The sequence below is a fragment of the Bradyrhizobium sp. AZCC 2262 genome (assembly GCF_036924535.1).
Taxonomy (GTDB): domain Bacteria; phylum Pseudomonadota; class Alphaproteobacteria; order Rhizobiales; family Xanthobacteraceae; genus Bradyrhizobium.
On record NZ_JAZHRT010000001.1, the window covers coordinates 7,977,809 to 7,999,817 of the forward strand.

The 22,009-nt window shown below is 64.5% G+C and carries 18 protein-coding genes; 13 read left to right on the plus strand and 5 right to left on the minus strand.

Translation table 11 applies throughout. The features are described 5' to 3' along the window. Nucleotides 1–9: 9 nt before the first annotated feature. The 3 genes from tsaD to V1283_RS37400 are packed head-to-tail and all read left to right on the plus strand — an operon-like array spanning nt 10 to nt 2,481. Nucleotides 10–1,083, plus strand: a complete 1,074-nt coding sequence (gene tsaD, locus V1283_RS37390) for a tRNA (adenosine(37)-N6)-threonylcarbamoyltransferase complex transferase subunit TsaD (protein ID WP_334393319.1) — start codon at nt 10–12, stop codon at nt 1,081–1,083. Between the two features lies 1 nt (nt 1,084). After that, complete coding sequence (locus V1283_RS37395) at nt 1,085–2,065, plus strand: NAD(P)H-dependent glycerol-3-phosphate dehydrogenase (protein ID WP_334391596.1); 981 nt, start codon at nt 1,085–1,087, stop codon at nt 2,063–2,065. Between the two features lie 2 nt (nt 2,066–2,067). After that, nucleotides 2,068–2,481, plus strand: coding sequence for an EVE domain-containing protein (locus V1283_RS37400; protein WP_334391597.1), 414 nt, complete (start codon nt 2,068–2,070; stop codon nt 2,479–2,481). Between the two features lie 209 nt (nt 2,482–2,690). On the opposite strand, the gene V1283_RS37405 is transcribed toward V1283_RS37400, so the two are convergent. Then, entirely contained in the window at nt 2,691–3,839 is a 1,149-nt protein-coding gene (locus V1283_RS37405) for a DNA topoisomerase IB (protein WP_334391598.1), read from the minus strand. A gap of 384 nt (nt 3,840–4,223) precedes the next feature. On the opposite strand from V1283_RS37405, the gene acs reads away from it, so the two are divergent. Both acs and V1283_RS37415 read left to right on the plus strand, forming a co-directional pair. Next, nucleotides 4,224–6,176, plus strand: a complete 1,953-nt coding sequence (gene acs / locus V1283_RS37410; protein ID WP_334391599.1) for an acetate--CoA ligase — start codon at nt 4,224–4,226, stop codon at nt 6,174–6,176. Between the two features lie 338 nt (nt 6,177–6,514). Beyond that, nucleotides 6,515–7,027, plus strand: coding sequence for a L,D-transpeptidase (locus V1283_RS37415; protein WP_334391600.1), 513 nt, complete (start codon nt 6,515–6,517; stop codon nt 7,025–7,027). Nucleotides 7,028–7,072: 45 nt separating this feature from the next. Here V1283_RS37415 and V1283_RS37420 read toward each other — a convergent pair whose 3' ends face one another. Continuing rightward, nucleotides 7,073–7,672 (minus strand): thermonuclease family protein, encoded by a 600-nt coding sequence (locus tag V1283_RS37420; RefSeq protein WP_334391601.1) that lies wholly within the window; start codon nt 7,670–7,672, stop codon nt 7,073–7,075. Between the two features lie 88 nt (nt 7,673–7,760). Then, on the minus strand, nt 7,761–7,970 hold the full coding sequence (locus tag V1283_RS37425; RefSeq protein WP_334391602.1) for a DUF1674 domain-containing protein: 210 nt from the start codon (nt 7,968–7,970) through the stop codon (nt 7,761–7,763). Nucleotides 7,971–8,130: 160 nt separating this feature from the next. On the opposite strand from V1283_RS37425, the gene V1283_RS37430 reads away from it, so the two are divergent. From V1283_RS37430 to purH, 3 genes are all read left to right on the plus strand, one after another. Continuing rightward, the gene (locus V1283_RS37430; RefSeq protein ID WP_334391603.1) at nt 8,131–9,480 is read left to right on the plus strand and encodes an RsmB/NOP family class I SAM-dependent RNA methyltransferase; all 1,350 of its coding nucleotides are present in this window, start codon (nt 8,131–8,133) and stop codon (nt 9,478–9,480) included. 160 nt (nt 9,481–9,640) lie between these two features. After that, nucleotides 9,641–11,356, plus strand: coding sequence for a heparinase II/III family protein (locus V1283_RS37435; RefSeq protein WP_334391604.1), 1,716 nt, complete (start codon nt 9,641–9,643; stop codon nt 11,354–11,356). Between the two features lie 108 nt (nt 11,357–11,464). Beyond that, nucleotides 11,465–13,057, plus strand: coding sequence for a bifunctional phosphoribosylaminoimidazolecarboxamide formyltransferase/IMP cyclohydrolase (gene purH, locus V1283_RS37440; RefSeq protein ID WP_334391605.1), 1,593 nt, complete (start codon nt 11,465–11,467; stop codon nt 13,055–13,057). A gap of 232 nt (nt 13,058–13,289) precedes the next feature. Here purH and V1283_RS37445 read toward each other — a convergent pair whose 3' ends face one another. Continuing rightward, a complete protein-coding gene (locus V1283_RS37445; protein ID WP_334391606.1) occupies nt 13,290–14,681 on the minus strand; it encodes an MFS transporter in 1,392 nt (463 codons plus the stop codon). Between the two features lie 127 nt (nt 14,682–14,808). Here V1283_RS37445 and ggt point away from each other — a divergent pair, with 127 nt between their 5' ends. The 3 genes from ggt to V1283_RS37460 all read left to right on the plus strand — a co-directional run bounded on the left by ggt (nt 14,809) and on the right by V1283_RS37460 (nt 18,856). Next, nucleotides 14,809–16,551, plus strand: a complete 1,743-nt coding sequence (ggt, locus tag V1283_RS37450; RefSeq protein WP_334391607.1) for a gamma-glutamyltransferase — start codon at nt 14,809–14,811, stop codon at nt 16,549–16,551. A gap of 61 nt (nt 16,552–16,612) precedes the next feature. Continuing rightward, a complete protein-coding gene (locus V1283_RS37455) occupies nt 16,613–17,509 on the plus strand; it encodes an SDR family oxidoreductase (RefSeq protein WP_334391608.1) in 897 nt (298 codons plus the stop codon). A gap of 39 nt (nt 17,510–17,548) precedes the next feature. After that, entirely contained in the window at nt 17,549–18,856 is a 1,308-nt protein-coding gene (locus tag V1283_RS37460) for a serine hydrolase domain-containing protein (RefSeq protein ID WP_334391609.1), read from the plus strand. A 156-nt stretch (nt 18,857–19,012) separates the two neighbouring features. Here V1283_RS37460 and V1283_RS37465 read toward each other — a convergent pair whose 3' ends face one another. Next, on the minus strand, nt 19,013–19,678 hold the full coding sequence (locus tag V1283_RS37465) for a glutathione S-transferase family protein (protein ID WP_334391610.1): 666 nt from the start codon (nt 19,676–19,678) through the stop codon (nt 19,013–19,015). Between the two features lie 152 nt (nt 19,679–19,830). On the opposite strand from V1283_RS37465, the gene V1283_RS37470 reads away from it, so the two are divergent. Together V1283_RS37470 and V1283_RS37475 are read left to right on the plus strand one after the other, a co-directional pair. Next, the gene (locus tag V1283_RS37470; RefSeq protein WP_334391611.1) at nt 19,831–20,436 is read left to right on the plus strand and encodes a DUF2239 family protein; all 606 of its coding nucleotides are present in this window, start codon (nt 19,831–19,833) and stop codon (nt 20,434–20,436) included. A 187-nt stretch (nt 20,437–20,623) separates the two neighbouring features. Then, nucleotides 20,624–21,922 (plus strand): MATE family efflux transporter, encoded by a 1,299-nt coding sequence (locus tag V1283_RS37475; protein WP_334393320.1) that lies wholly within the window; start codon nt 20,624–20,626, stop codon nt 21,920–21,922. Nucleotides 21,923–22,009: the final 87 nt, after the last annotated feature.

Sequence of the window (22,009 nt, forward strand, 5' to 3'; positions counted from 1 at the left end):
GACACGCCGATGCTGGTGCTGGGTATCGAGACCACCTGCGATGAAACCGCGGCCGCCGTGGTGGAACGCCAGAGCGACGGCAGCGGCAGGATTCTGTCCAATATCGTGCGCTCACAGACCACAGAGCACGCCCGTTTCGGCGGCGTGGTGCCGGAGATCGCGGCGCGCGCCCATGTCGACCTGCTCGACGGCATTGTCGCACAGGCGATGAAGGACGCGAACACGGGCTTTGCGCAATTGTCGGCGGTGGCCGCCGCCGCCGGGCCCGGCCTGATCGGCGGCGTGATCGTTGGCCTCACGACTGCAAAAGCGATTGCGATGGTGCACGATACGCCGCTGATTGCGGTCAATCACCTCGAAGCCCACGCGCTGACGCCGCGGCTCACCTGCGCGCTCGCTTTTCCCTATTGCCTGTTCCTTGCGTCCGGCGGGCACACCCAGATCGTCGCCGTGGTCGGCGTCGGCCGGTATGTCCGGCTCGGCACCACCGTGGACGACGCGATGGGCGAAGCTTTTGACAAGGTCGCAAAAATGCTGTCGCTGCCCTACCCCGGCGGACCGGAGGTCGAGCGATCAGCGGCAAGCGGCGACCCCAAGCGGTTCGCCTTTCCACGGCCGATGCTCGGGCGGCCGGATGCGAATTTCTCGCTGTCGGGACTGAAGACGGCGGTTCGCAACGAGGCCAGCCGCATGATGCCGCTGGAACCGCAGGACGTCAGCGATCTCTGCGCCAGTTTTCAGGCCGCGGTGCTGGAGTCGACGGCGGACCGGCTGAGCGTCGGCCTGAGATTATTTCACGAACGGTTCGGCCCGCCGCGCGCGCTGGTGGCCGCCGGCGGCGTCGCCGCCAATCACGCCATCCGCGGCGCGTTGCAGGACGTCGCCGCCAAAGCGCAGACCACGCTGATCATTCCACCGCCCGCGCTGTGCACCGACAACGGCGCGATGATCGCCTGGGCCGGCGCGGAGCGGATGGCGCTCGGGCTGACCGATACGATGGATGCGCCGCCGCGCGCGCGCTGGCTGCTCGACACCAACGCGACTGCGCCGGCCGGCTACGCCAACACCCGCGCGGGATTCTGACATGACGCCCTATTATTCGGTCGCGGTGATCGGCGGTGGCGCCTACGGCACCGCGCTCGCCTGTGCTGCGCTACGGGCCGGCCGCGATGTTGTACTGTATGCGCGAAGCACTGAGGCCGTCGCGCAGATGCAGACGACGCGAGAGAATCCAAAGCTGCCCGGCGTGAGCCTCGACGCGGGTATCGATGTTACCTCCGACTTGGCTATGGCGGGGCGCGCGGAGTTCATCCTGCTGGCGACGCCTGCACAAAATCTGCGCGAAGCCGCGACGTCGCTGGCGCCGCACCTGAGGCCTGCGACGCCCGTCGTCGCCTGCGCCAAGGGCATCGAGCGCGGCACCCATCGCTTCATGACCGAGATCATCGCCGAGACCATACCGCAGGCCATCCCTGCGATCCTGTCGGGACCGAATTTCGCTGATGATGTCGCGCGCGGCCTTCCCACCGCTGTGACGCTGGCAACCAGGGACGAAATACTGGCGAGCGACCTGGTGCACGCGCTGGGCTCGGCCACCTTCCGGCCCTATCACAGCACGGACGTTCGCGGCGTCGAGATCGGCGGCGCGGCCAAGAACGTGCTGGCGATCGCCGCCGGGATCGTCGTCGGCCGGCAACTCGGCGCCTCGGCGCTGGCGGCGCTCACCACGCGAGGCTTTAGCGAACTCGCCCGGCTCGGCCGCGCCTGCGGCGCGCGCAGCGAAACGCTGGCGGGTCTTTCCGGTCTCGGCGACCTGATCCTGAGCTGCTCGAGCCTGCAATCGCGCAACTTTGCGTTCGGCATCGCGCTCGGCCGCGGCGAAGCGCCGAACCGCGACAAGCTCGCCGAAGGCGAGTTCACCGCGCCGGTTTTGATCGAACTGGCCGCTTCGCAGAACGTCGATATGCCGGTATCAAATGCAGTCGCGGCGATCCTGGGCGGCAAGGTCACGATCGACGCGGCGATCGAAGGCCTGCTGACGCGGCCGTTCAAGGCGGAGGAATGACGATGGCGTACTGGCTGGTGAAATCCGAACCCTCGGCCTGGTCGTGGGACCAGCAGGTTGCAAAGGGCGCAAAAGGCGAAGCCTGGACCGGCGTGCGCAATTTCACCGCGCGCCAAAACCTCGTGGCCATGAAGAAGGGCGACAAGGCCTTCTTCTATCATTCCAACGAGGGCAAGGAGATCGTCGGCATCGCCGAGATCATCAAGGAAGCCTATCCCGATCCCTCCGACAAAACCGGAAAGTTCGTCTGCGTCGACATCAAGGCGGACAAGCCGTTGAAAACGCCGGTGACGATGGCCGCGATCAAGGCCGACAAGAAGCTCGCCGACATGGCGCTGGTGAAATATTCGCGGCTGTCGGTGCAGCCGGTGACCGCGGAAGAGTGGAAGATGGTCTGCAAGATGGGCGGGATGTAGCTTCCCTCTCCCCTTGTGGGAGAGGGTGGATCGAATGAGCGAAGCTCATTCGAGACGGGTGAGGGGTTCTCTCCGCGGAGACAAAGCCCCTTATCGGAGCCAAACCCCTCATCCGGCGCCATAGCCGATGCAAAGCATCGGCGGTCTAAGAGACGACGGCCATAGGCCGCTTACGCCACCTTCTCCCACAAGGGGAGAAGGAAGAAGGATCAAGCCGCAGCCGCCGTTACCACCTGCGCCAGCAGCGCCTCGCGCTTGGCTTGTGTGCGGTAGCCCTTCATCGTCGCGGCAAAACGTTCGAGGATACCGTCCTCGAACGCGGTGACGATGGTGTCGTGGACGTAGCTCTTGCGACAGATCGCGGGCGTGTTCGACAGCTCGTCGGCGGCCGCGCGCACGGCTTCCAGCACCTGCTTCTTGCGGCCGCGCTCACTTGCCGCCGGCGTAATCCGCGACAGCGATTCCAGCACCACGGCGGATGCCATCAGGGTGCGGAAGTCCTTCAGCGAAATCTTGATGCCGGCGATCTCGCGCAGGAACCCGTTCACGGTGGTGGTGGAGACGGTGCGGACGGTGCCGGAATTGTCGCGATACTGGAACATGCGCTTGCCCGGCACGGTCTTCAGGATGCCGATGGCGCGCACCAGTTTGGCGGCGTCGCATTCCTTGCGCACGGCCTTGCCGCCCTTGGCCTTGAAGGTCAGGACGAAGCAGTCGTCTTCCAGCGTAACGTTGGATTTCAACATCGTGGTCGCGCCGCGGGTGCCGTTGAGGCGGGCGTAGGATTCGTTGCCCGGGCGGATGGCGGTGCGAGCGATCAGCTCGATCACCGCCGAGAGCGCGAATTCGCGCGTCGGCTCGTCGCCGGACAGAAACGCCGAGACCTTGCGGCGGATCTTCGGCAGCGCGCCCACCAGCCGCGCCAGGCGATGCGCCTTGCGCTGCTCGCGGACCTTTTCCCAATCGGCATGATAGCGGTACTGCAGCCGCCCGGCCGCATCGATGCCGACGGCCTGCAGATGCGAACTCGGATCGGCCGAATAGCGCACGTCACGATAGGCCGGCGGCACCGCCATCGAATGCAGGCGGCGGATGGTGCCGGCGTGACGGATCTGCGTGCCGTTGGCGCGATGGAATGAATAGCCCTTGCCGCGCTTGACGCGGCGGATGGTCAGCCCGTTCTGGTCGCCGAGCTTGAGGCCGAGTTCCTCAGCCAGGTCTTCAACCGAGGTCTTGCCGACGATGTGCGGCTTTGCCTTGACGGTTTCCTTGGGCAATTGCCCGAGCGCTTCGGCCAATGCAACGGCGGGATCGGCGGAAACGGGCCGCGTAGCCTCGAAACTCTGCTGATCCATCATGCCCGTTATCGCCTTGCTCCACCTGTCTGCCGGCAATGCCTGTCGTTGTGGCTTGGTTCCGGAGGACCGTCCGGCCCCGGGGACGCCATTTAGGGGGTAACCGTGTTCTTTGCGAGTCCCGATTCCGTCATTGCCGGTAATAAATTACCCTTCATGGGAGCCATTCGGCGATAGCGTTGATTTTTGCCTCGGCCGGATCGTTAAAAAGATCCGAAAAATGACGCCGGTTTGATCGGCGACAAGGCCGCGAGCCGGCGGCGCGACCAAGGTCGCAGACGTTTGCGCCTTGTCCGGGCATCATCCCGCGACGCATAATCGTTACAACAATCAGGACGGCTTGCGGCCACCAGCGCGTGCGGCGCCGCAACGAGTGGGAGGGTAAAAATGTCCGAGAAAATCTACGACGTATCCGCCGATTGGGCCAAGCGCGCCTTTATCGACGACGCCAAGTACCGCGAGATGTACGCCCGCTCGGTCAATGATCCCAATGGCTTCTGGGCCGAGCAGGCCAAGCGCATCGACTGGATGAAGCCCTTCCACAAGGTCGAGAACGTCTCCTTCGCGCCCGGCAACATCTCGATCAAATGGTTCGAGGACGGCGTCCTGAACGCCGCCTGGAACTGCATCGACCGCCATCTCGACAAGCGCGGCGACCAGACCGCGATTATCTGGGAAGGCGACGACCCCTCGCAATCGAAGCACATCACCTACCGCCAGCTGCACGACGAAGTCTGCAAGATGGCCAACATCCTGCGGACCCGGAACGTCAAAAAGGGCGACCGCGTCACGATCTATCTGCCGATGATTCCGGAGGCCGCCTATGCGATGCTGGCCTGCGCGCGGATCGGCGCCATTCATTCGGTGGTGTTCGCCGGCTTCTCGCCCGACAGCCTCGCCCAGCGCATCACCGACTGCCAGTCCAAGGTCATCATCACCGCCGACGAGGGACTGCGCGGCGGCAAGAAGGTGCCGCTGAAGGCCAATGTCGATGCCGCGATTGCCAAAGCCGGCGGCGTCGACTGGGTCGTCGTCGTCAAGCGCACCGGTGGCGCCGTCGACATGAATCCTTCGCGCGACCTTTGGTATCACGACGCGGCCAAGATGGTGACCACGGAATGCCCGTGCGAGCATATGCATGCGGAAGAACCGCTGTTCATTCTCTACACGTCAGGCTCGACCGGCCAGCCCAAGGGCGTGCTGCACACCACGGGCGGCTATCTCGTGTTCGCGGCGATGACGCATCAGTACGTGTTCGATTATCACGACGGCGATATCTACTGGTGCACCGCCGACGTCGGCTGGGTCACCGGCCACAGCTACATTCTCTATGGACCGCTGGCGAATGGCGCGACCACGCTGATGTTCGAAGGCGTGCCGAACTACCCTGACAATTCCAGGTTCTGGAACGTCATCGACAAGCACAAGGTCAACATCTTCTACACTGCGCCGACCGCGATCCGCGCGCTGATGCAGTCGGGCGACGCCCCGGTGCAGAAGACCTCGCGCAAAAGCCTGCGTCTGCTCGGCACGGTCGGCGAACCCATCAATCCGGAAGCGTGGGAATGGTACTACCGCATGGTCGGCGAGGAGCGCTGCCCAATCGTCGACACGTGGTGGCAGACCGAGACCGGCGGCATTCTGATCACGCCGCTGCCGGGCGCGACAAAACTCAAGCCGGGCTCGGCGACGCGGCCGTTCTTCGGCGTGGTGCCCGAAATCGTCGACGCCGACGGCAAGGTGCTGGAAGGCGAAACATCCGGCAATCTCTGCATCGCGAAATCCTGGCCGGGGATGATGCGCACGGTCTATGGCGATCACGCCCGTTTTGAGCAGACCTATTTCTCGACCTACAAGGGCAAGTATTTTACCGGTGATGGCTGCCGCAGGGATGCCGACGGCTATTACTGGATCACCGGCCGCGTCGACGACGTCATCAACGTCTCCGGCCATCGTATGGGCACCGCAGAGGTCGAGAGCTCGCTGGTGGCGCATGAAGCGGTGTCGGAAGCGGCCGTGGTCGGCTATCCCCATGACATCAAGGGTCAGGGCATCTACGCTTACGTCACCTTGATGGCGGGCACCGAGCCCACCGAGGAGTTGCGGAAAGAGCTGGTGGCCTGGGTGCGCAAGGACATCGGTCCGATCGCGTCGCCCGACCAGATCCAGTTCGCGCCGGGCCTGCCGAAGACCCGTTCCGGCAAGATCATGCGCCGTATCCTGCGCAAGATCGCCGAGGACGAACCGAGTAGTCTCGGCGATACCTCGACACTGGCCGACCCCGCCGTGGTCGACGATCTCGTGCAGAACCGGCAGAACAAGAAGGGCGCGCCGGCGTAGGCCGCCGCCGAAGCAGACTTCTCGCCCCGACCGCCGGGGTGAGGGGCTTCGAAATCCAGATCTCAAATCCAGAACTTGGCGGCAATTCCGGCCGCGCTCACGCACTTGTCAGTAGTGAGCCCGCTTCGGCGGGCCTTTCGCTGCCGTGTGTTGTTTTCAGGTCATTTACTTTGATTTGAACATTTTCTTTGTTCCCCTCGTCAAATCAGCGTCGGGCCAGAGGTGGAAAACACCCGGTTAATCCGCGCGGTTAAAGATGCGTGGGTGAGACGGCAAGGCTGCGTTGGCAGCGGGCAACGGATCCGCCCCCGAAAGGGGCAGGCAAATTGGGGCTGAAAATGTCGGTAAAGATTGCGGTGGCGCTGGCCGCCACCATTGGTATGGGAATTATGATGTCGTCGCAGGCCGAAGCACGGCCTGAAATGGTGGGCATTAGCGGCGACTACTCGCCGGGCACGATCGTGGTGAAGACCCATGAGCGGCGGCTTTATCTGATTCTCGATTCCGGCCGCGCCATGCGCTACCCGGTCGGCGTCGGCAAGGCCGGCAAGCAGTGGGCCGGCACCACCACGATCGACGGCAAGTACCTCCACCCGGCGTGGTCGCCGCCGAGCGAAGTCAAGCGCGACAAGCCAAACATGCCGGATGTCATTCCCGGCGGCTCGCCGCGCAATCCGATGGGTGTCGCGGCGATGACGCTGGCCGGCGGCGAATACGCCATTCACGGCACCAACGTGCCGGGCTCGGTCGGCGGCTTCGTGTCTTATGGCTGCATCCGCATGCTCAACGACGATATCTCGGATCTCTATCAACGCGTATCGGTCGGAACGACCGTGACTGTCACGCGCTGATTGACGGATCTGAATGCAAAGAGCCGCGCGGTTCGCGCGGCTTTTTTATTTCGCAAACGGTTGACTCGCGTTCGCGCACCAACCGTTGCGGTGCCCGCCGCCATAGCTGCGCGCATGACCTGCCGCGAGCATGGCCGTCGAAACATTTGCCGTGCGACGGGTTGCGGCGTCGGCCACGACCCGCCCGCTGTATTTGTCCGGCCCGATATTGAAGATCCTGACGTCGCCTTCGCCGAGCAGCGCGCGCAAGGCGCCGGTCGCAGCCTCCGCCATCTGCAACTCCTGCGCACAGGACGCCTTCAGTTCGGGCGCGTCGATGCCGCGCAGACGCACCCGAGTATTGAGATCGAGACCCGGCTCCAAATGAACCCGCGCCTCGAACGTGTCCCCATCGATCGTGCGGATGACATCGACGGCGTGACGCGTGTCCGGAGTTCCGGCCCGCTTCCACACCATCTCGGCATCGCGCGCCGCCTTGCTGTCGGCTGAACTCGGCAACGACCGCCGCACCCAGTCCCGCACCGGCAGCATCGTCGCCGCTGCCACGCAAAACACGAATACCCAGGGCAACGCCGCCGAAAACCAGCGGCGCCAGGAACCCCGGCGCGGGGTCCGATATGCACTTATTCTCTCGTATGGGGACATTTGCCCGACTAAGAGCTGAGTCGGGGAATCCGGCAAGGGCCCATTGCAATCGCTTGGGTGCGCTCCCTTGGATGCGCTCGCTTGAGCCTCAAAAATCCGACGCGATCCCGTTGTGCTCCCAATCGCCATATCGGGTCGGTTCCAGACCCTTCGGGCCTTGAAACTCTTTCTGATGCGGCGTGGCGCTGGCCTCAGCGGCCTTGCGGCGGGCTTCGGCCTCGGCGAGCGCGCGCTCGGCGGCGGGTGTCAGCTTCTTGCGTTCCGCGGTTGGCGCGGGAGATGAGGGACTGTCGGTCATCGCAGTTCTCCTCTTAGCACAGGGAATGGCGGACAGATGACATCACATTCGCGAAATTGTCTGTGGCGATTCTTACATTTGGCATATTCGCATGCCAAACAGGCATTGATTCCAATGGCATGAGCCAGAACCTTTCCGCTTTCCGAGACATTGCTGCTTCATGCCACCTTCCAGATTCGCAGTACCTTCCGAAGTGCCCGGTCTCGCGGCGCGCCGGATCGCGGCTGACATTCTCGATGGCGTGCTACACAAGCACCGCACCCTCGACGACCAGCTCGACGGCGCCGGCGCGCATCCCGGCCTGAAGACGCTGGCCGATCGCGATCGTGCATTGATGCGGCGGCTGGTGGCGACGATCCTGCGGCGGCTCGGCACGCTCGGCCATTTGCTGTCGCGTCTGCTCGATCGCGGCATCCCGACCGACGCGCCGCGCGCGCAGAGCGCGCTGCTGATCGGTGCTGCACAGATTCTCTGGATGGACGTGCCCGATCATGCCGCCGTCGATCTCTCGGTGCGGCTGGTGCAATCGGACCGACGCGCCGCCAAATATGCCGGACTCGTCAACGCGGTGCTGCGCCGTTGCGCCCGCGAGGGGCAACCGCTGATCGACGAAGTCAAAGCGCAGAACCTGGACATTCCGCCGTGGCTGCTGGCGCGCTGGATCGGCGCGTATGGCGAGACCACCGCGCGGCAGATGGCGCTCGCCATCGGCTACGAGCCGTCGCTCGACATCACGGTGAAGGCAGACGCGCCGCAATGGGCGAGCCGCCTGCATGGCGAAACACTGCCGACCGGCACCGTGCGCACCTTGCTGCAGGGTTCCGTGACCATGCTGCCCGGTTTCACCGAGGGGCAGTGGTGGGTGCAGGACGCCGCCGCCGCGCTGCCGGCGCGGTTGTTCGGCGACGTCGCCGGCAAGACCATCGTCGACCTCTGCGCCGCGCCCGGCGGCAAGACCGCGCAGCTGGCGCAAGCCGGCGCGCGCGTGACTGCGGTCGACCGCTCGCCGGCTCGCATGGCGCGGCTGCGCGACAATCTGGCGCGGCTTTCGCTGCAGGCCGATGACGTGGTGACCGATGCCGCCGAGTGGCCCGGTCACGGCAATGGCGGCTTTGACGGCGTGCTGGTGGATGCACCCTGCACCTCCACCGGCACCATCCGCCGTCACCCCGACGTGGCCTGGTTGCGTCAGGAAGCCGACATTGCCGCATTGACGGCTTTGCAGAAGCGATTGCTGCAACGGGCGATCGCGTTGCTCAAGCCGGGCGGAACGCTGGTCTATTGCACCTGTTCGCTGGAGCCGGAAGAAGGTGAACAGGCGATCGCGGCCCTGCTGGCCGCCGAATCCGGCATGCGCCGTGCCCCGGTCGAGGCGGGCGAGGTCGCGGGCCTCATCGACATCGTGACCGCAAACGGCGATTTGCGGACCCTGCCCTGCCATTTGCCCCATACCGATCCCCGGCTCGGCGGGCTGGATGGATTTTACGCCGCGCGGCTGGTTAAATCCTGATTTTAAAGTGGAATTCGCCGACCCTGGGGTGATTCGCCCGGTTTCAAGATGGTGTCACGGCGGCGTTTCCGGATTAAAAGGATTCGCCAGAATACCCCTCCCTCCCTAAACAAGGCACGGCGTGTCGGTCGCTCAACGCAGACGCATCTCGACGCTTATCATGAGCCGCTCGGCGCGGACCGTGATCGCGCGCGCGACCGGCGCTACGGTGGCGGTGTCGCGGCTGTGGCCCGGCCGCGCCGACCGGCTGATCATCGCCCCGCACGACCTGCGCACCGCCGACGCCACCCGCGCCGCCGAGATCTATGCCGGCCGCTTCGTGTTCGCCGGCAAGATCGTGACCTGCCATGGCCGCTCGATCTTCGATCTCGAGCCGCCGTCGGAAGATTGGGAAGTCGCCCTGCTCGGCTTCGGCTGGCTGCGCCATTTGCGCGCCGCCGACACCGCGCTGACCCGCGCCAATGCCCGCTCGCTGGTCGACGACTGGATCTCGAATCCCGGGCGCAAGCGCCCGCTCGAACGCCGCCCCGACGTGCTGGCGCGCCGCGTGATCTCGCTGTTGTCGCAGGCGCCGCTGGTGCTCGGCGACACCGACGGTAAATTCTACCGCAAATATCTCCGCGGCCTGACCCGCGAGATTCGCTATTTGCGCTACGCGATGCTCGACATCGCCGACGGCGTGCCGCGGCTGCAGGTCCTGATCGCGCTTTGCTACGCCTCGCTGTGCCTGGCCAATCAGGCGCGTCACATCCGTTCCGCCACGCGACGGCTTTCCGACGAATTGCAGCGGCAGATCCTGCCCGACGGCGGGCACATCTCGCGCAATCCCGGCGCGCTGGTCGAACTGCTCAGTGACCTGCTGCCGCTGCGGCAGACCTTTGCCGCCCGCAACATCGCGCCGCCGCCGGCACTTCTGAATGCGATCGACCGCATGATGCCGATGCTGCGCTTCTTCCGTCACGGCGACGGCAGCTTTGCGCTGTTCAACGGCATGAGCAATGCGCCCTCGGATCTGGTGGCCACCCTGCTCGCCTATGACGACACGCACGGCGTACCGATGGCGAACATGCCGCATACCGGCTTCCAGCGCCTCGATGCAGGCGCGACGACCGTCATCATGGACACCGGCCCGCCGCCGCCGCCGAATGTCAGCCAGGAAGCGCACGCCGGCTGCCTCTCGTTTGAATTGTCGTCCGGGCCGAGCCGGATCGTCATCAATTGCGGCATGCCTTCGACCGGCCGCGACAATTGGCGAACCTTTGCGCGCAGCACCGCGGCGCATTCGACCCTGACCTATCACGACACCTCCTCGTGCCGGTTCATCGAACTGTCGGCGGTGAAGCGCCTGCTGCAGGGCGCGCCCGTCGTCGACGGCCCGGCCAACGTGGAAAGCTACCGCGAGGCGGTGGCGGACGGCGATCTTCTGACCACGTCGCATGACGGCTATCTCGCGCGGTTCGGCGTTGTGCACCGCCGGGTGCTGATGATCTCGCAAGACGGCCGCAGGCTCGACGGCGAGGACACCGTCTCGCCGGCGCCGGGCGCGCGCATCAAGGGCGCCGATACCGATTTTGCCCTGCGGTTTCATCTGCATCCCGCAGTGAAGGCAAGCCGCCTCAGCGATGCGCGCGGCGTCATGCTGGTATTGCCCAACCGCGACGTCTGGACTTTCGAGACGCTCGACGACAAGGTCGATCTCGAGGACAGCGTGTTTCTGGCCGGCAATGACGGCCCGCGCCGCACCGCCCAGATCGTGATCCGCCAGGATTCCCGCCACGCCTCCTCAGTCCGCTGGAGTTTTGTCCGCTCGGCGACGACGGCTGCCGGCACCACCGCCACGCGCAATGCACGGCGCGAGCCGGAACTGCCATTGTAGGGTCGCCGGCCGCGAGATTTCCACACGTGGATTTAGCGGTTTTCTGGCCGGTTTCATGACCGGCAAAACCGTGCTACCGGGCTGGCTTACCAGCCTAGGAACCTTCCCATGACCGACCATCCGCGCCGTGTAACCCGCGCCCTGTTGTCCGTTTCCGACAAGACCGGCCTGATTGAATTTGCCAAGGCGCTCGCAGGACATGGCGTCGAGCTGGTCTCGACCGGCGGCACCGCGAAGGCGATCGCCGCAGCCGGGCTGCAGGTCAAGGACGTCTCGGAGCTGACGGGCTTTCCCGAAATGATGGACGGCCGGGTCAAGACGCTGCACCCCAAGGTGCATGGCGGCCTGCTCGCGATCCGCGACAACAAGGAACATGCCGATGCCATGAACGCGCATGGCATCGCGCCGATCGACCTGCTCGTCGTCAACCTCTATCCGTTCGAGGAAACCGTCGACAAGGGCGCTGGTTTCGAGGATTGCATCGAGAACATCGACATCGGCGGTCCCGCAATGATCCGGGCGGCGGCGAAGAACCACGATGATGTCGCCGTGGTCGTCGAGGCGCACGACTATCAGGCCGTGCTCGACGAGCTTGCCGCCAACAAGGGCGCCACGACGCTGGCGCTGCGCCGCCGCCTCGCCGCAAAAGCCTATGCACGCACCGCCGCCTATGACGCTGCGATCTCGAACTGGTTCGCCCTTCAGCTCAAGAACGACGCGCCGGATTTCCGCGCCTTCGGCGGCCGGCTGATCCAGTCGCTGCGCTACGGCGAGAACCCGCACCAGACGGCCGCGTTCTATCGCACGCCCGACAAGCGTCCCGGTGTCGCCACCGCGCGGCAGTTGCAGGGCAAGGAGCTGTCTTACAACAACATCAACGATACTGATGCAGCTTACGAATGCATCGGCGAGTTCGATCCGGCGCGCACCGCGGCTTGCGTCATCGTCAAGCATGCCAACCCTTGCGGCGTCGCCGAGGGTCCCGATCTGGTCAGCGCCTATCGCAAGGCGTTCGCCTGCGATACGCAGTCGCCCTATGGCGGCATCATCGCCGTCAATCGGACGCTCGACGCCGAATCCGCCCGCGTCATCACGGAAATCCTGACCGAGGTGATCATCGCGCCCGACGCGACGGAAGAGGCCATCGCGATCATCGCGAAACGGAGGAACTTGCGGCTTCTCCTTGCCGGCAGCCTGCCCGATCCGCGCGCGTCGGGCCTCACGGCAAAGACCGTCGCGGGCGGTCTCCTCGTGCAGAGCCGTGACAACGCGGTAGTCGATGACATCACGCTGAAGACGGTGACCAAGCGTGCGCCGACCGACGCCGAACTGCGGGACCTCAAATTCGCGTTCCGCGTCGCCAAGCACGTCAAGTCGAACACCATCATCTATGCCAAGGATCTCGCCACCGTCGGCATCGGCGCCGGCCAGATGAGCCGGGTCGATTCCGCGCGCATCGCCGCCCGCAAGGCGCTGGATGCCGCCGCCGACGCGAAGCTCGCCGAGCCGCTGACCAAGGGCTCGGTCGTCGCTTCCGACGCGTTCTTCCCGTTCGCCGATGGCATGCTGGTCTGCATCGAAGCCGGCGCCACCGCCGTGATCCAGCCCGGCGGCTCGATCCGCGACGAAGAAGTCATCAAGGCCGCCGACGACCACGGCATCGCCATGGTGTTCACGGGCGTGCGGCATTTCAGGCATTGAGCGACGAGACAATTTGGCGCTACGTCATTGCCTGCGACAAACGCGAAGCGTTTGCGCAAGGGAGCAAAGCGACGAAGCAATCCATGTCTCCACAAGCTGCGCTATGGATTGCTTCGCTTCGCTCGCAATGACGTCCTGGAGACAGCTCTCGTAGCCCGGATGGAGCGGAGCGCAATCCGGGGGCTTCGTTTCCGCGGAGAATTTTTCCGGATTTCGCTACGCTCCATCCGGGCTACGAATTCTCCCTCACGCGCGTCAGCAGCGCCAGGCCTGCAAGGAAAAACACCACGAGCAGCGCCATGCCGGCCTTCTGGCTCGCGGTGACCGCGGTAATCGCGCCGATCAAGAGCGGACCGATGAACGACGTCACCTTCCCGGTCAGCGCGAAAAGGCCAAAATACTGCGCGATGCGATCTTTCGGCGCGAGGCGTATCAGGAGCGTGCGCGACGCCGCTTGCAGCGGGCCGCCGGCCGCGCCGATCAGGCAACCCAGCACGAGATAGGCGCGCTCGGCGGCGCCGGAGAACAACGCACCACCCGGCACCGGCGGCGCGACCTTCACGAACAGGATCGAATCCTTGTCGACTAGCAAGATCGCAGCCAACGCAAACAGCAGGATCACGAGGCTGCCCGCAATCACGCGCTTGGGTCCGAATTTGTCGTCGAGCCTGCCGCCGAGCCACGCCCCGAAGGTGCCGGCGATCGCCAGCAGAATTCCAAAACTTCCGATCTGGATCGTATGCCAGCCGAAGGTGCCGGCGGCGTAGATGCCGCCAAAGGCAAACAGCGACACCAGCCCGTCGGTATAGATCATGTTGGCGAGCAGGAATGTCGCCAGCGATTTCTGCTTCGGCAATTCGGCGAGCGTTCGCTTCAGCCCGCTCAATCCTTCGCGCAAGGCCGCGCGGATCGGACGCTTTGCCGGGTAATCCGGCGTGAGCAGGAACATCGGCGTCACGAAGATGATGAACCAGATGCCGGTCAACGGACCGGTGATGCGGTCGCCCTGATGCGTGACCGGGTCGAGGCCGAACAGCGGCGCCACGCCGAAAAGCGTGCGCCCGGTGTCGGGGTTAGCGGCGAGAAAGCCAAGCACCAGGATGAGGCTGAGGATGCCGCCAATATAGCCGGTGGCCCATCCCGTGCCGGACAACCGCCCGATTCGATCCGGCGGCACCAGCGTCGGCATCATCGCGTTGTTGAAGACAGTGGCGAATTCGACGCCGACGCTCGCGATCGCATAGGCGAGCAGCAACGACGGGATGACGCTGGGATCGCCCGGCTTTCCGAGCCACATCAGCGAGGCGCCGATCACCAGCAGCGCGCCGAAGCCGGCGATCCACGGCTTGCGGCGGCCGCTGGCATCCGCGATCGCGCCCAGCACCGGCGACAGCAGCGCGATCATCAGGCCGGCGGCCGCGGTGGCAAATCCCCACAGCGCCTGCCCTTGCGCCGGATCCGGCGCGACGAAGCCCGCGAAATAAGGCGCGAATACAAAGGTGGTGATCAGCGTGAAATAAGGCTGCGCGGCCCAATCGAAGAAGATCCAGCTGATGACGGCGGCGCGAGGCGGATATTCCCGCGATAGCCCGGCGCCGGCTGCCTCGGAAGCGATCACCGTCATGTGACGAATTTCCTTCAAAAGTCTCGCGAGGCATTTTGCCCGTTGAATCCGAACCCATATAGCATGCGTCACCGGCGCATGCGCTGGTGCCACGCGTCACACAGGCTTCAACTGCGGCGGATTTTCGATGACAGTCTTTTCAATCCGGTGGCGCCGGGTAGCCGCCACATTCCTACTTGCGTTTGCCTGCGGAACGACTTCCTTTGCGCAGGAACGCCGCGCTTACGCGCCCCCCGATCTTTCCACGGTTCGCGCCATTGCCGCCGAGCATGGCATGGTGGTGGCGCAGGAGAGGCTTGCCGCGCAAGTCGGCGCCGACATCCTCCGGCAGGGCGGCAATGCGGTCGACGCCGCGGTCGCCACCGGCTTTGCACTTGCTGTCACCTATCCGCGCGCCGGAAACATCGGCGGCGGCGGCTTCATGGTGATCCATTCGGCCGGGCGCAACGAAGATGTCGCGATCGATTATCGCGAGACCGCACCGGCTGCGATGACGCACGATGTTTTTCTGGGGCCGGACGGCAAACCCGATACCGACAAGTCGCGCAATTCCGCACTCGGCATCGGCGTGCCCGGCACGGTCGCCGGGCTGGCGCTGGCGCTGGAGAAATACGGCTCGGGCCGTTTCACGCTCGCGCAAATCGTCAAACCCTCCATCGAACTGGCGCGTGACGGTTTTGTGGTCGCCGACGACATGGCCGACACGCTGCCGGATATGTATCGGCGGATGGCGCGCTGGCCGAATTCGGCGAAGGCGTTCTCCCGCGACGACGGCACGCCTCTGAAAGAGGGCGACCGGTTGGTGCAGGCCGAGCTCGCGGCAACACTGTCGGCGATTGCCGAACAGGGACCTGTTGGATTCTATCGAGGCCCGGTCGCCGAAAAGCTGGCAAAAGCCGTCGGCAACGCCGGCGGGATCATGACGGCGGACGATCTGAATTCCTATCAGGCTGTCATCCGCAGCCCGGTGCGCGGCAATTACCGCGGCTACGACATCGTGTCGATGCCGCTGCCCTCCTCCGGCGGCACGGTGTTGCTGGAGACGCTGAACATTCTCGAAGGGTTTCCGATGCCGGACATGAAGCAGGGCTCCGCGCCCTCGCTGCATGTCATGATCGAAGCCATGAAGCGCGCCTACGCCGATCGCGCGCGCTATCTCGGCGATCCCGCCTTCGTCAACGCACCGACGGATATCCTGACCACCAAGAATTACGCGGCCAGGCAGCGCGCCAGCATCGACCTTGCGCGCGCAACGCCGGCGGCCGATGCGCTGTCAGTGAGCCCGCGCGAGGGCAGCAACACCACGCATTATTCGGTCGTCGATTCCAGCGGCAACGCGGTCAGCAACACCTACACGCTGAATTTTCCGTATGGCGTCGGCCTGGTCGCCGAAGGTACCGGCGTGCTGCTCAACAATGAGCTCGACGATTTCACCGCGGCACCCGGCGCATCGAACGCCTTTGGCCTGGTCGGTTTCGAAGCCAACCTGCCCGGCCCGGGAAAGCGGCCATTATCGTCGATGTCGCCGACCATCGTGCTGAAGGACGGCAAGCCCGTGCTGGTGACGGGCACACCCGGCGGCAGCCGGATCATTTCGGCGGTGCTGCAGGTCGTGGTCGACGTGATCGACTATAAGATGGATGTCGCCGCCGCCGTGGCGGCCCCGCGGGTCCATCATCAATGGATGCCCGATGAAGTGCGCGTGGAACGCGGCTTTTCCGACGAGGTGTTGGCCGAGCTGAGGGCGAAAGGCCACAAGGTGATCGAGCCGCTCGGCCAGACCTCGGCGAATTCGATCGCCATCATACCGGACGGCCTGCTCGGCGCACCCGATCCACGCACAAGGGGTGCGGCGGCGGTGGGAGAGTAAAGGACGTGCACGCGTGAGGGATGCACCGTAGTATGCGGTCCCTCTCACAGGAGAGTTTCAGATGACATCCCTCAAAGGCAAAACGCTGTTCATCTCGGGCGCCAGCCGCGGTATCGGTCTGGCCATCGCACTGCGGGCCGCGCGTGACGGCGCCAATGTCGCGATTGCGGCCAAGACCGCGGAGCCGCATCCGAAACTGAAGGGCACCATTTATACCGCCGCCGATGATATCCGAGCCGCCGGCGGCAAGGCGCTGCCGGTGCTGTGCGACATCCGCGACGAGGCGCAGGTGATCGCGGCGATCGAGCAGACCGTCGCCGAATTCGGCGGCATCGACATCTGCATCAACAACGCCAGCGCCATCAGCCTGACGAATTCGCAAGCGACCGACATGAAACGGTTCGACCTGATGATGGGCATCAACACCCGTGGCACCTTCATGGTGTCGAAATATTGCATCCCGCATCTGAAGAAGGCAGCCAACCCGCATATATTGATGCTGTCGCCGCCGCTCGACATGAAACAAAAATGGTTCGAGCATTCCACCGCCTACACGATGGCGAAGTTCGGCATGAGCATGTGCGTCCTAGGGCTGTCAGGCGAATTGAAATCCGCGGGCGTCGCGGTCAACGCGCTGTGGCCGCGCACCACCATCGCGACCGCCGCGGTCGGCAACCTGCTCGGCGGCGAGGCCATGATGCGCGCCAGCCGCACGCCCGAGATCATGGGCGATGCCGCACACGCCATTTTGACACGACCGTCACGCGAGTTCACCGGGCAGTTCTGCATCGACGACAAGGTGCTGTACGCCTCCGGCGTCAGGGACTTTGAGCACTACCGTGTCGATCGCACCGTGCCGTTGATGTCGGACTTCTTCGTCCCCGAGGACGACGTGCCGCCACCGGGCGTCATCGTGCGGGCGCTGCCCTCTGTGGGCGCCGCGCAGGCTTCGCGCTAGAGACTTAGCGGTGTTCGGTCCGTCACGGAGCATGTGAACTTGCGAAAATGGGCCGTCATCGCCATCGCGACCTGCATCGCCGTACTGGCGGGAGCGAGCGTCCTGTTCCGTCCCGATCGCGCTATCCGGATCGCTACCGGTTACGCTGCCCATAACATCTGCTCGAAGACCTTCGTCTCGGGATTAGATCCGCAGGCCGTGTTCGCGGAGGTTTCCGACCGTGCCGGGATTCGACGGCTGCGCCATATGCTCCGATTCAGCCTCGACCGCACGGCTCGCACCGTCGATGTCTCGACACTCGGACTATTTCGCAGCCGGGCGGCCTTTCACGACGGGCTCGGCTGCGTCGAGCAGCAGGGACGGAAAGAACCTTATATCCTGAAGAGCGACGTCGAAGCGCTGAAGGCGAAGACGCCGCCGTTGCTCCCCGAGATTGCCGGCCCGGCCGTGGTCGAACCATCCGATCCGGCGCTGAAGGCAGCGCTCGATCATGCCTTCGAGGAGCCGCCAACGCCGCCGTTCCGGCGGACCAAGGCGGTGGTCGTGGTGCACGACGGCAAGGTGATTGCCGAACGCTACGCACCCAGCATCGGCATCGACACCCCGCTGCTCGGCTTCTCCATGACCAAGTCGGTGGTCAACGCGCTGATCGGCATCCTCACCCAGCAGGGCCTTGTCACGCCCTCGATGCCCGCGCCGATTCCGGAATGGCGCGGCGCCGCCGATCCGCGGCGCGAGATCGAGGTCGAGCATCTCATGCGCATGACCAGCGGCCTCGATCTGGACGAAACCAATTCCGGCTTCGATGCATCCAGCCGGATGTTCCTCGAGGGCGATACGGCTGCCTATGCCGTGAATGCGAAGATGATCGCGCCGCTGGGTACGCGATGGCATTATTCGAGCGCGACCACGCAGATCCTCGCGCGCATCGTCCGCGATGCCGTCGGCGGCCCGGAGCAGACATTGGCATTTGCGTGGCGCGAGTTGTTCAACCCGCTCGGCATGCGCAACGTCACACTGGAGTTCGACGCCTCAGGCACGCTGCAGGGCTCGACCTACATGCTCGCAAGCGCGCGCGACTGGGCGAAGTTCGGCCTGCTCTACCTCAATGACGGCGCGGTCGGAGGAAAGCGCATCCTGCATGAGGACTGGGTCGATTTCTGCGCCGCCGCGACGCTCGACACCGATTACGCCGCCGGATTCTGGACCAATCGCAGTGAGCACCCCAACGCCAGGGGCCGCGTCGCGGCTCGGCATGCCCCGCGACGCGTTCTTTGCTTCGGGCGACCTCGGCCAGCGTATCGTGATCATGCCGTCACAGCGCCTCGTCGTGGTGCGGCTCGGTGACAGCGTGGATCCAACGGGCGACATAAGAGGGCTTGCCCGGCTGGTGAAAGAGGTGATCGCGGCTACCCAAGGGACGTCATTCCGGGATGGTCCGAAGGACCAGACCCGGAATCTCGAGATTCCGGGTTCGCTTCGCGCCCCGGAATGACCATGTCCTCACCTTCCAACAGCATATGGCCCGCCCTTTTCCAGCGCGCGCGCATAGGCCGGCCGGGCGTGAATGCGTTCGAGAAACGCCATCGCTTTGGGATGACCCATCTCCAGCCCGCCACGTGCCGCGGCGGCTTCCAGCGGAAAGCTCATCTGGATGTCGGCGCCGGTGAACTCGCTGCCTGCGAACCATTCGCTTTTTGCCAGTTCGCCCTCCCAGTAATCCATATGCTGCTTGAGCTGCGGATTGACCAGCGTGGTCAGCGCCGTGTTGGACACCTTGCGCACCAGCGGCCGCAGCAAGGCCGGCGCGCGTTTCGGCATCAGCGTGAACAGCAGCTTCAGCAGCAGCGGCGACATCGCCGAGCCCTCGGCATAGTGCAGCCAATAGGTGTAGCGCAGACGCTCCGGCGTGTTTGGCGGCGGGATCAGGCGGCCATTGCCATAGGTGCCGATGAGGTATTCGCAGATCGCGCCGGACTCGGCGATGGTGTTGCCGTTGTCGGTAATGACAGGCGATTTGCCGAGCGGGTGAATGGCGCGCAGTTCCTTGGGCGCCCGCATGTCCGGCTGGCGCTGATAGCGGACGATCTCGTAGGGCACACCGAGCTCTTCGAGCAGCCACAGCACGCGCTGCGAGCGGGAATTGTTGAGATGATGCACCGTCAGCATGGCCGTCCCCTTCCAATTGGCGCGCCGTTGGTGCCAGCGGGGCGAAGGAAAGTCGAGACGGCCTAAAGGGTAGAAATATATTTACCCGGATGATATTGACAATCCAATTTATCCGGGTAAATATAAGCCACTGAAAATCCAGAGTTTCTCCAATGGCTGGCAAGACTCGCGCTCATTTCACGGCCTTTATCGGCCCGCAACGCCTGGCGGCGGGCCCGCTCGCGGAGGTCGCAATCGCGGTCATGCAGGCTTCCCGCCGGCCCGCCGTGCCGCCGATCATCATCTTCAGCGACGCGACCGGCCAACCGATGGATCTCGATCTTCGCGGCACCGAACGCGAAATCATTGCCCGCCTGCCGCAACCCGCTTCGCCCCCGGATGTCGAAACCGATGAGACGGCGGCAGCGGAGCCGCGTGGGCGCGGACGACCCAAGCTCGGCGTCGTCGCGCGCGAGGTGACGCTGTTGCCGCGCCATTGGGAGTGGCTGGGGGCGCAGCCCGGCGGCGCATCGGTGGCGCTCCGCAAGCTGGTGGAAGAAGCGCGCCACGCCAATGGCGATGCGGATCGCGCCCGCGCGGCAAGGGACGCTGCCTATCGCTTCATGTCCGTGATGGCCGGCAATCTCGCCGGCTTCGAGGAAGCGTCGCGGGCGTTGTTCGCCGGTGACCGGCGGCGATTCGTCGGTCTGGTCGCCGGCTGGCCCGACGATATCCGCGACCACGTCGTCAAACTCGCCTTCAGCGATCGCGCGGAATAGGACCCCATCGGTTCTGATAGTATTAGAACCCGGCCCTGGTTTGTTGTTTTGACGCGTTTTCCTGACGCGAACCGGTACCCACTTCGCTCGAAAACGCCATGGCCATCACGAACTCATCTCTCCCCGGAATCTGAACGTGTCAAAAGCACTATCTCTTCGGAAAACATTTCTGCGCTTCCTTGCGCCGATGATGCTGAGCAACATCCTGCAGTCGATGTTCGGCACCATAAACGGCATCTATATCGGACAAATGATCGGGGTCGATGCGCTCGCGGCCGCTTCGGTGTTCTTCCCTGCGATGTTCTTCTTCGTCGCGTTTGTCGTCGGGTTGAGCTCGGGCGCTTCCGTCATGATCGGCCAGGCGTGGGGTGCCGGACAGCCCGACAAGGTCAAGGCGGTTGCCGGCACGACGTTGACGGTCGCCCTGCTGCTGGCGACAGCGATCGCGATGATCGGTGGCTTGTTCAGTCGGCAACTCCTGACCGCGCTCGCCACCCCGCCGAACATCCTCGACGCCGCCAACTCCTATGCGCGGATCATGATGATCACCATGCCGGTGACATTCGTGTTCATCCTGATCACGGCGATGATGCGCGGTGTGGGCGATACCGTGACGCCGCTGCTGGCATTGACGGCTTCAACGGTCGTTGGCCTCGCGGTAACCCCGGCCCTGATTCGTGGCTGGTTCGGCCTGCCCCCGCTCGGCGTGGCCAGCGCGGCCGTCGCCTCGACGGTCTCGAGCCTGTTCACATTGGTGTGGCTCTATTTCCATCTTCGACGGCATCGACATGCGCTGGCTTTCGACGCTGCTTTTCTGCGCGCGATGCGGCTCGATCTCACCCTGTTGCGAACCGTGCTGCGGCTCGGCATTCCAACGGCTATCGGCATGGTCGTGATATCGCTGGCCGAGCTGGTGCTGCTCGGCCTCGTCAACGGCTTCGGCTCTCACGCCACCGCGGCCTATGGCGCGGTCAACCAAGTCATCAGCTATGTGCAGTTTCCGGCGATATCGATTGCGATATCCGTCTCGATCTTCGGCGCGCAGGCGATTGGTCGCGGCAACTCGGGCCAGGTCGGCGTGATCGTCAGGACCGGTCTTGAGATGAACCTCGTCCTGACCGGCGGACTGGTAGCGCTCGGTTATCTGTTCTCCCGCCCCCTGATGGGGCTCTTCATCGTCGACCCTGCAGTGCTTGAGCTCGCGCAAGAGCTGCTCCACATCACGCTGTGGAGCATGGTCCTGTTCGGCATGGCGACGGTGTTTTCCGGGGCGATGCGCGCCGGCGGCACGGTTTGGATGCCGCTGTTGATCTCGATCGTGGCGATCACCCTGGTCGAGGTACCAGCGGCGATCGTGCTCAGCCGCACCATTGGCATCAAGGGCGTCTGGATCGCCTATCCCGTCACCTTCGCAACCATGTTTGTGCTGCAGATGGCCTATTACGGACTGGTATGGCGCAAGCGCGCGGTCGAACGCTTGATTTGACATCGTGTCCAGCGCCTCACATGATGACAATCATATTGTACCGCACCGGCTTGCGCCACAATGCGCAGCAAACAGAGCGGAATACCA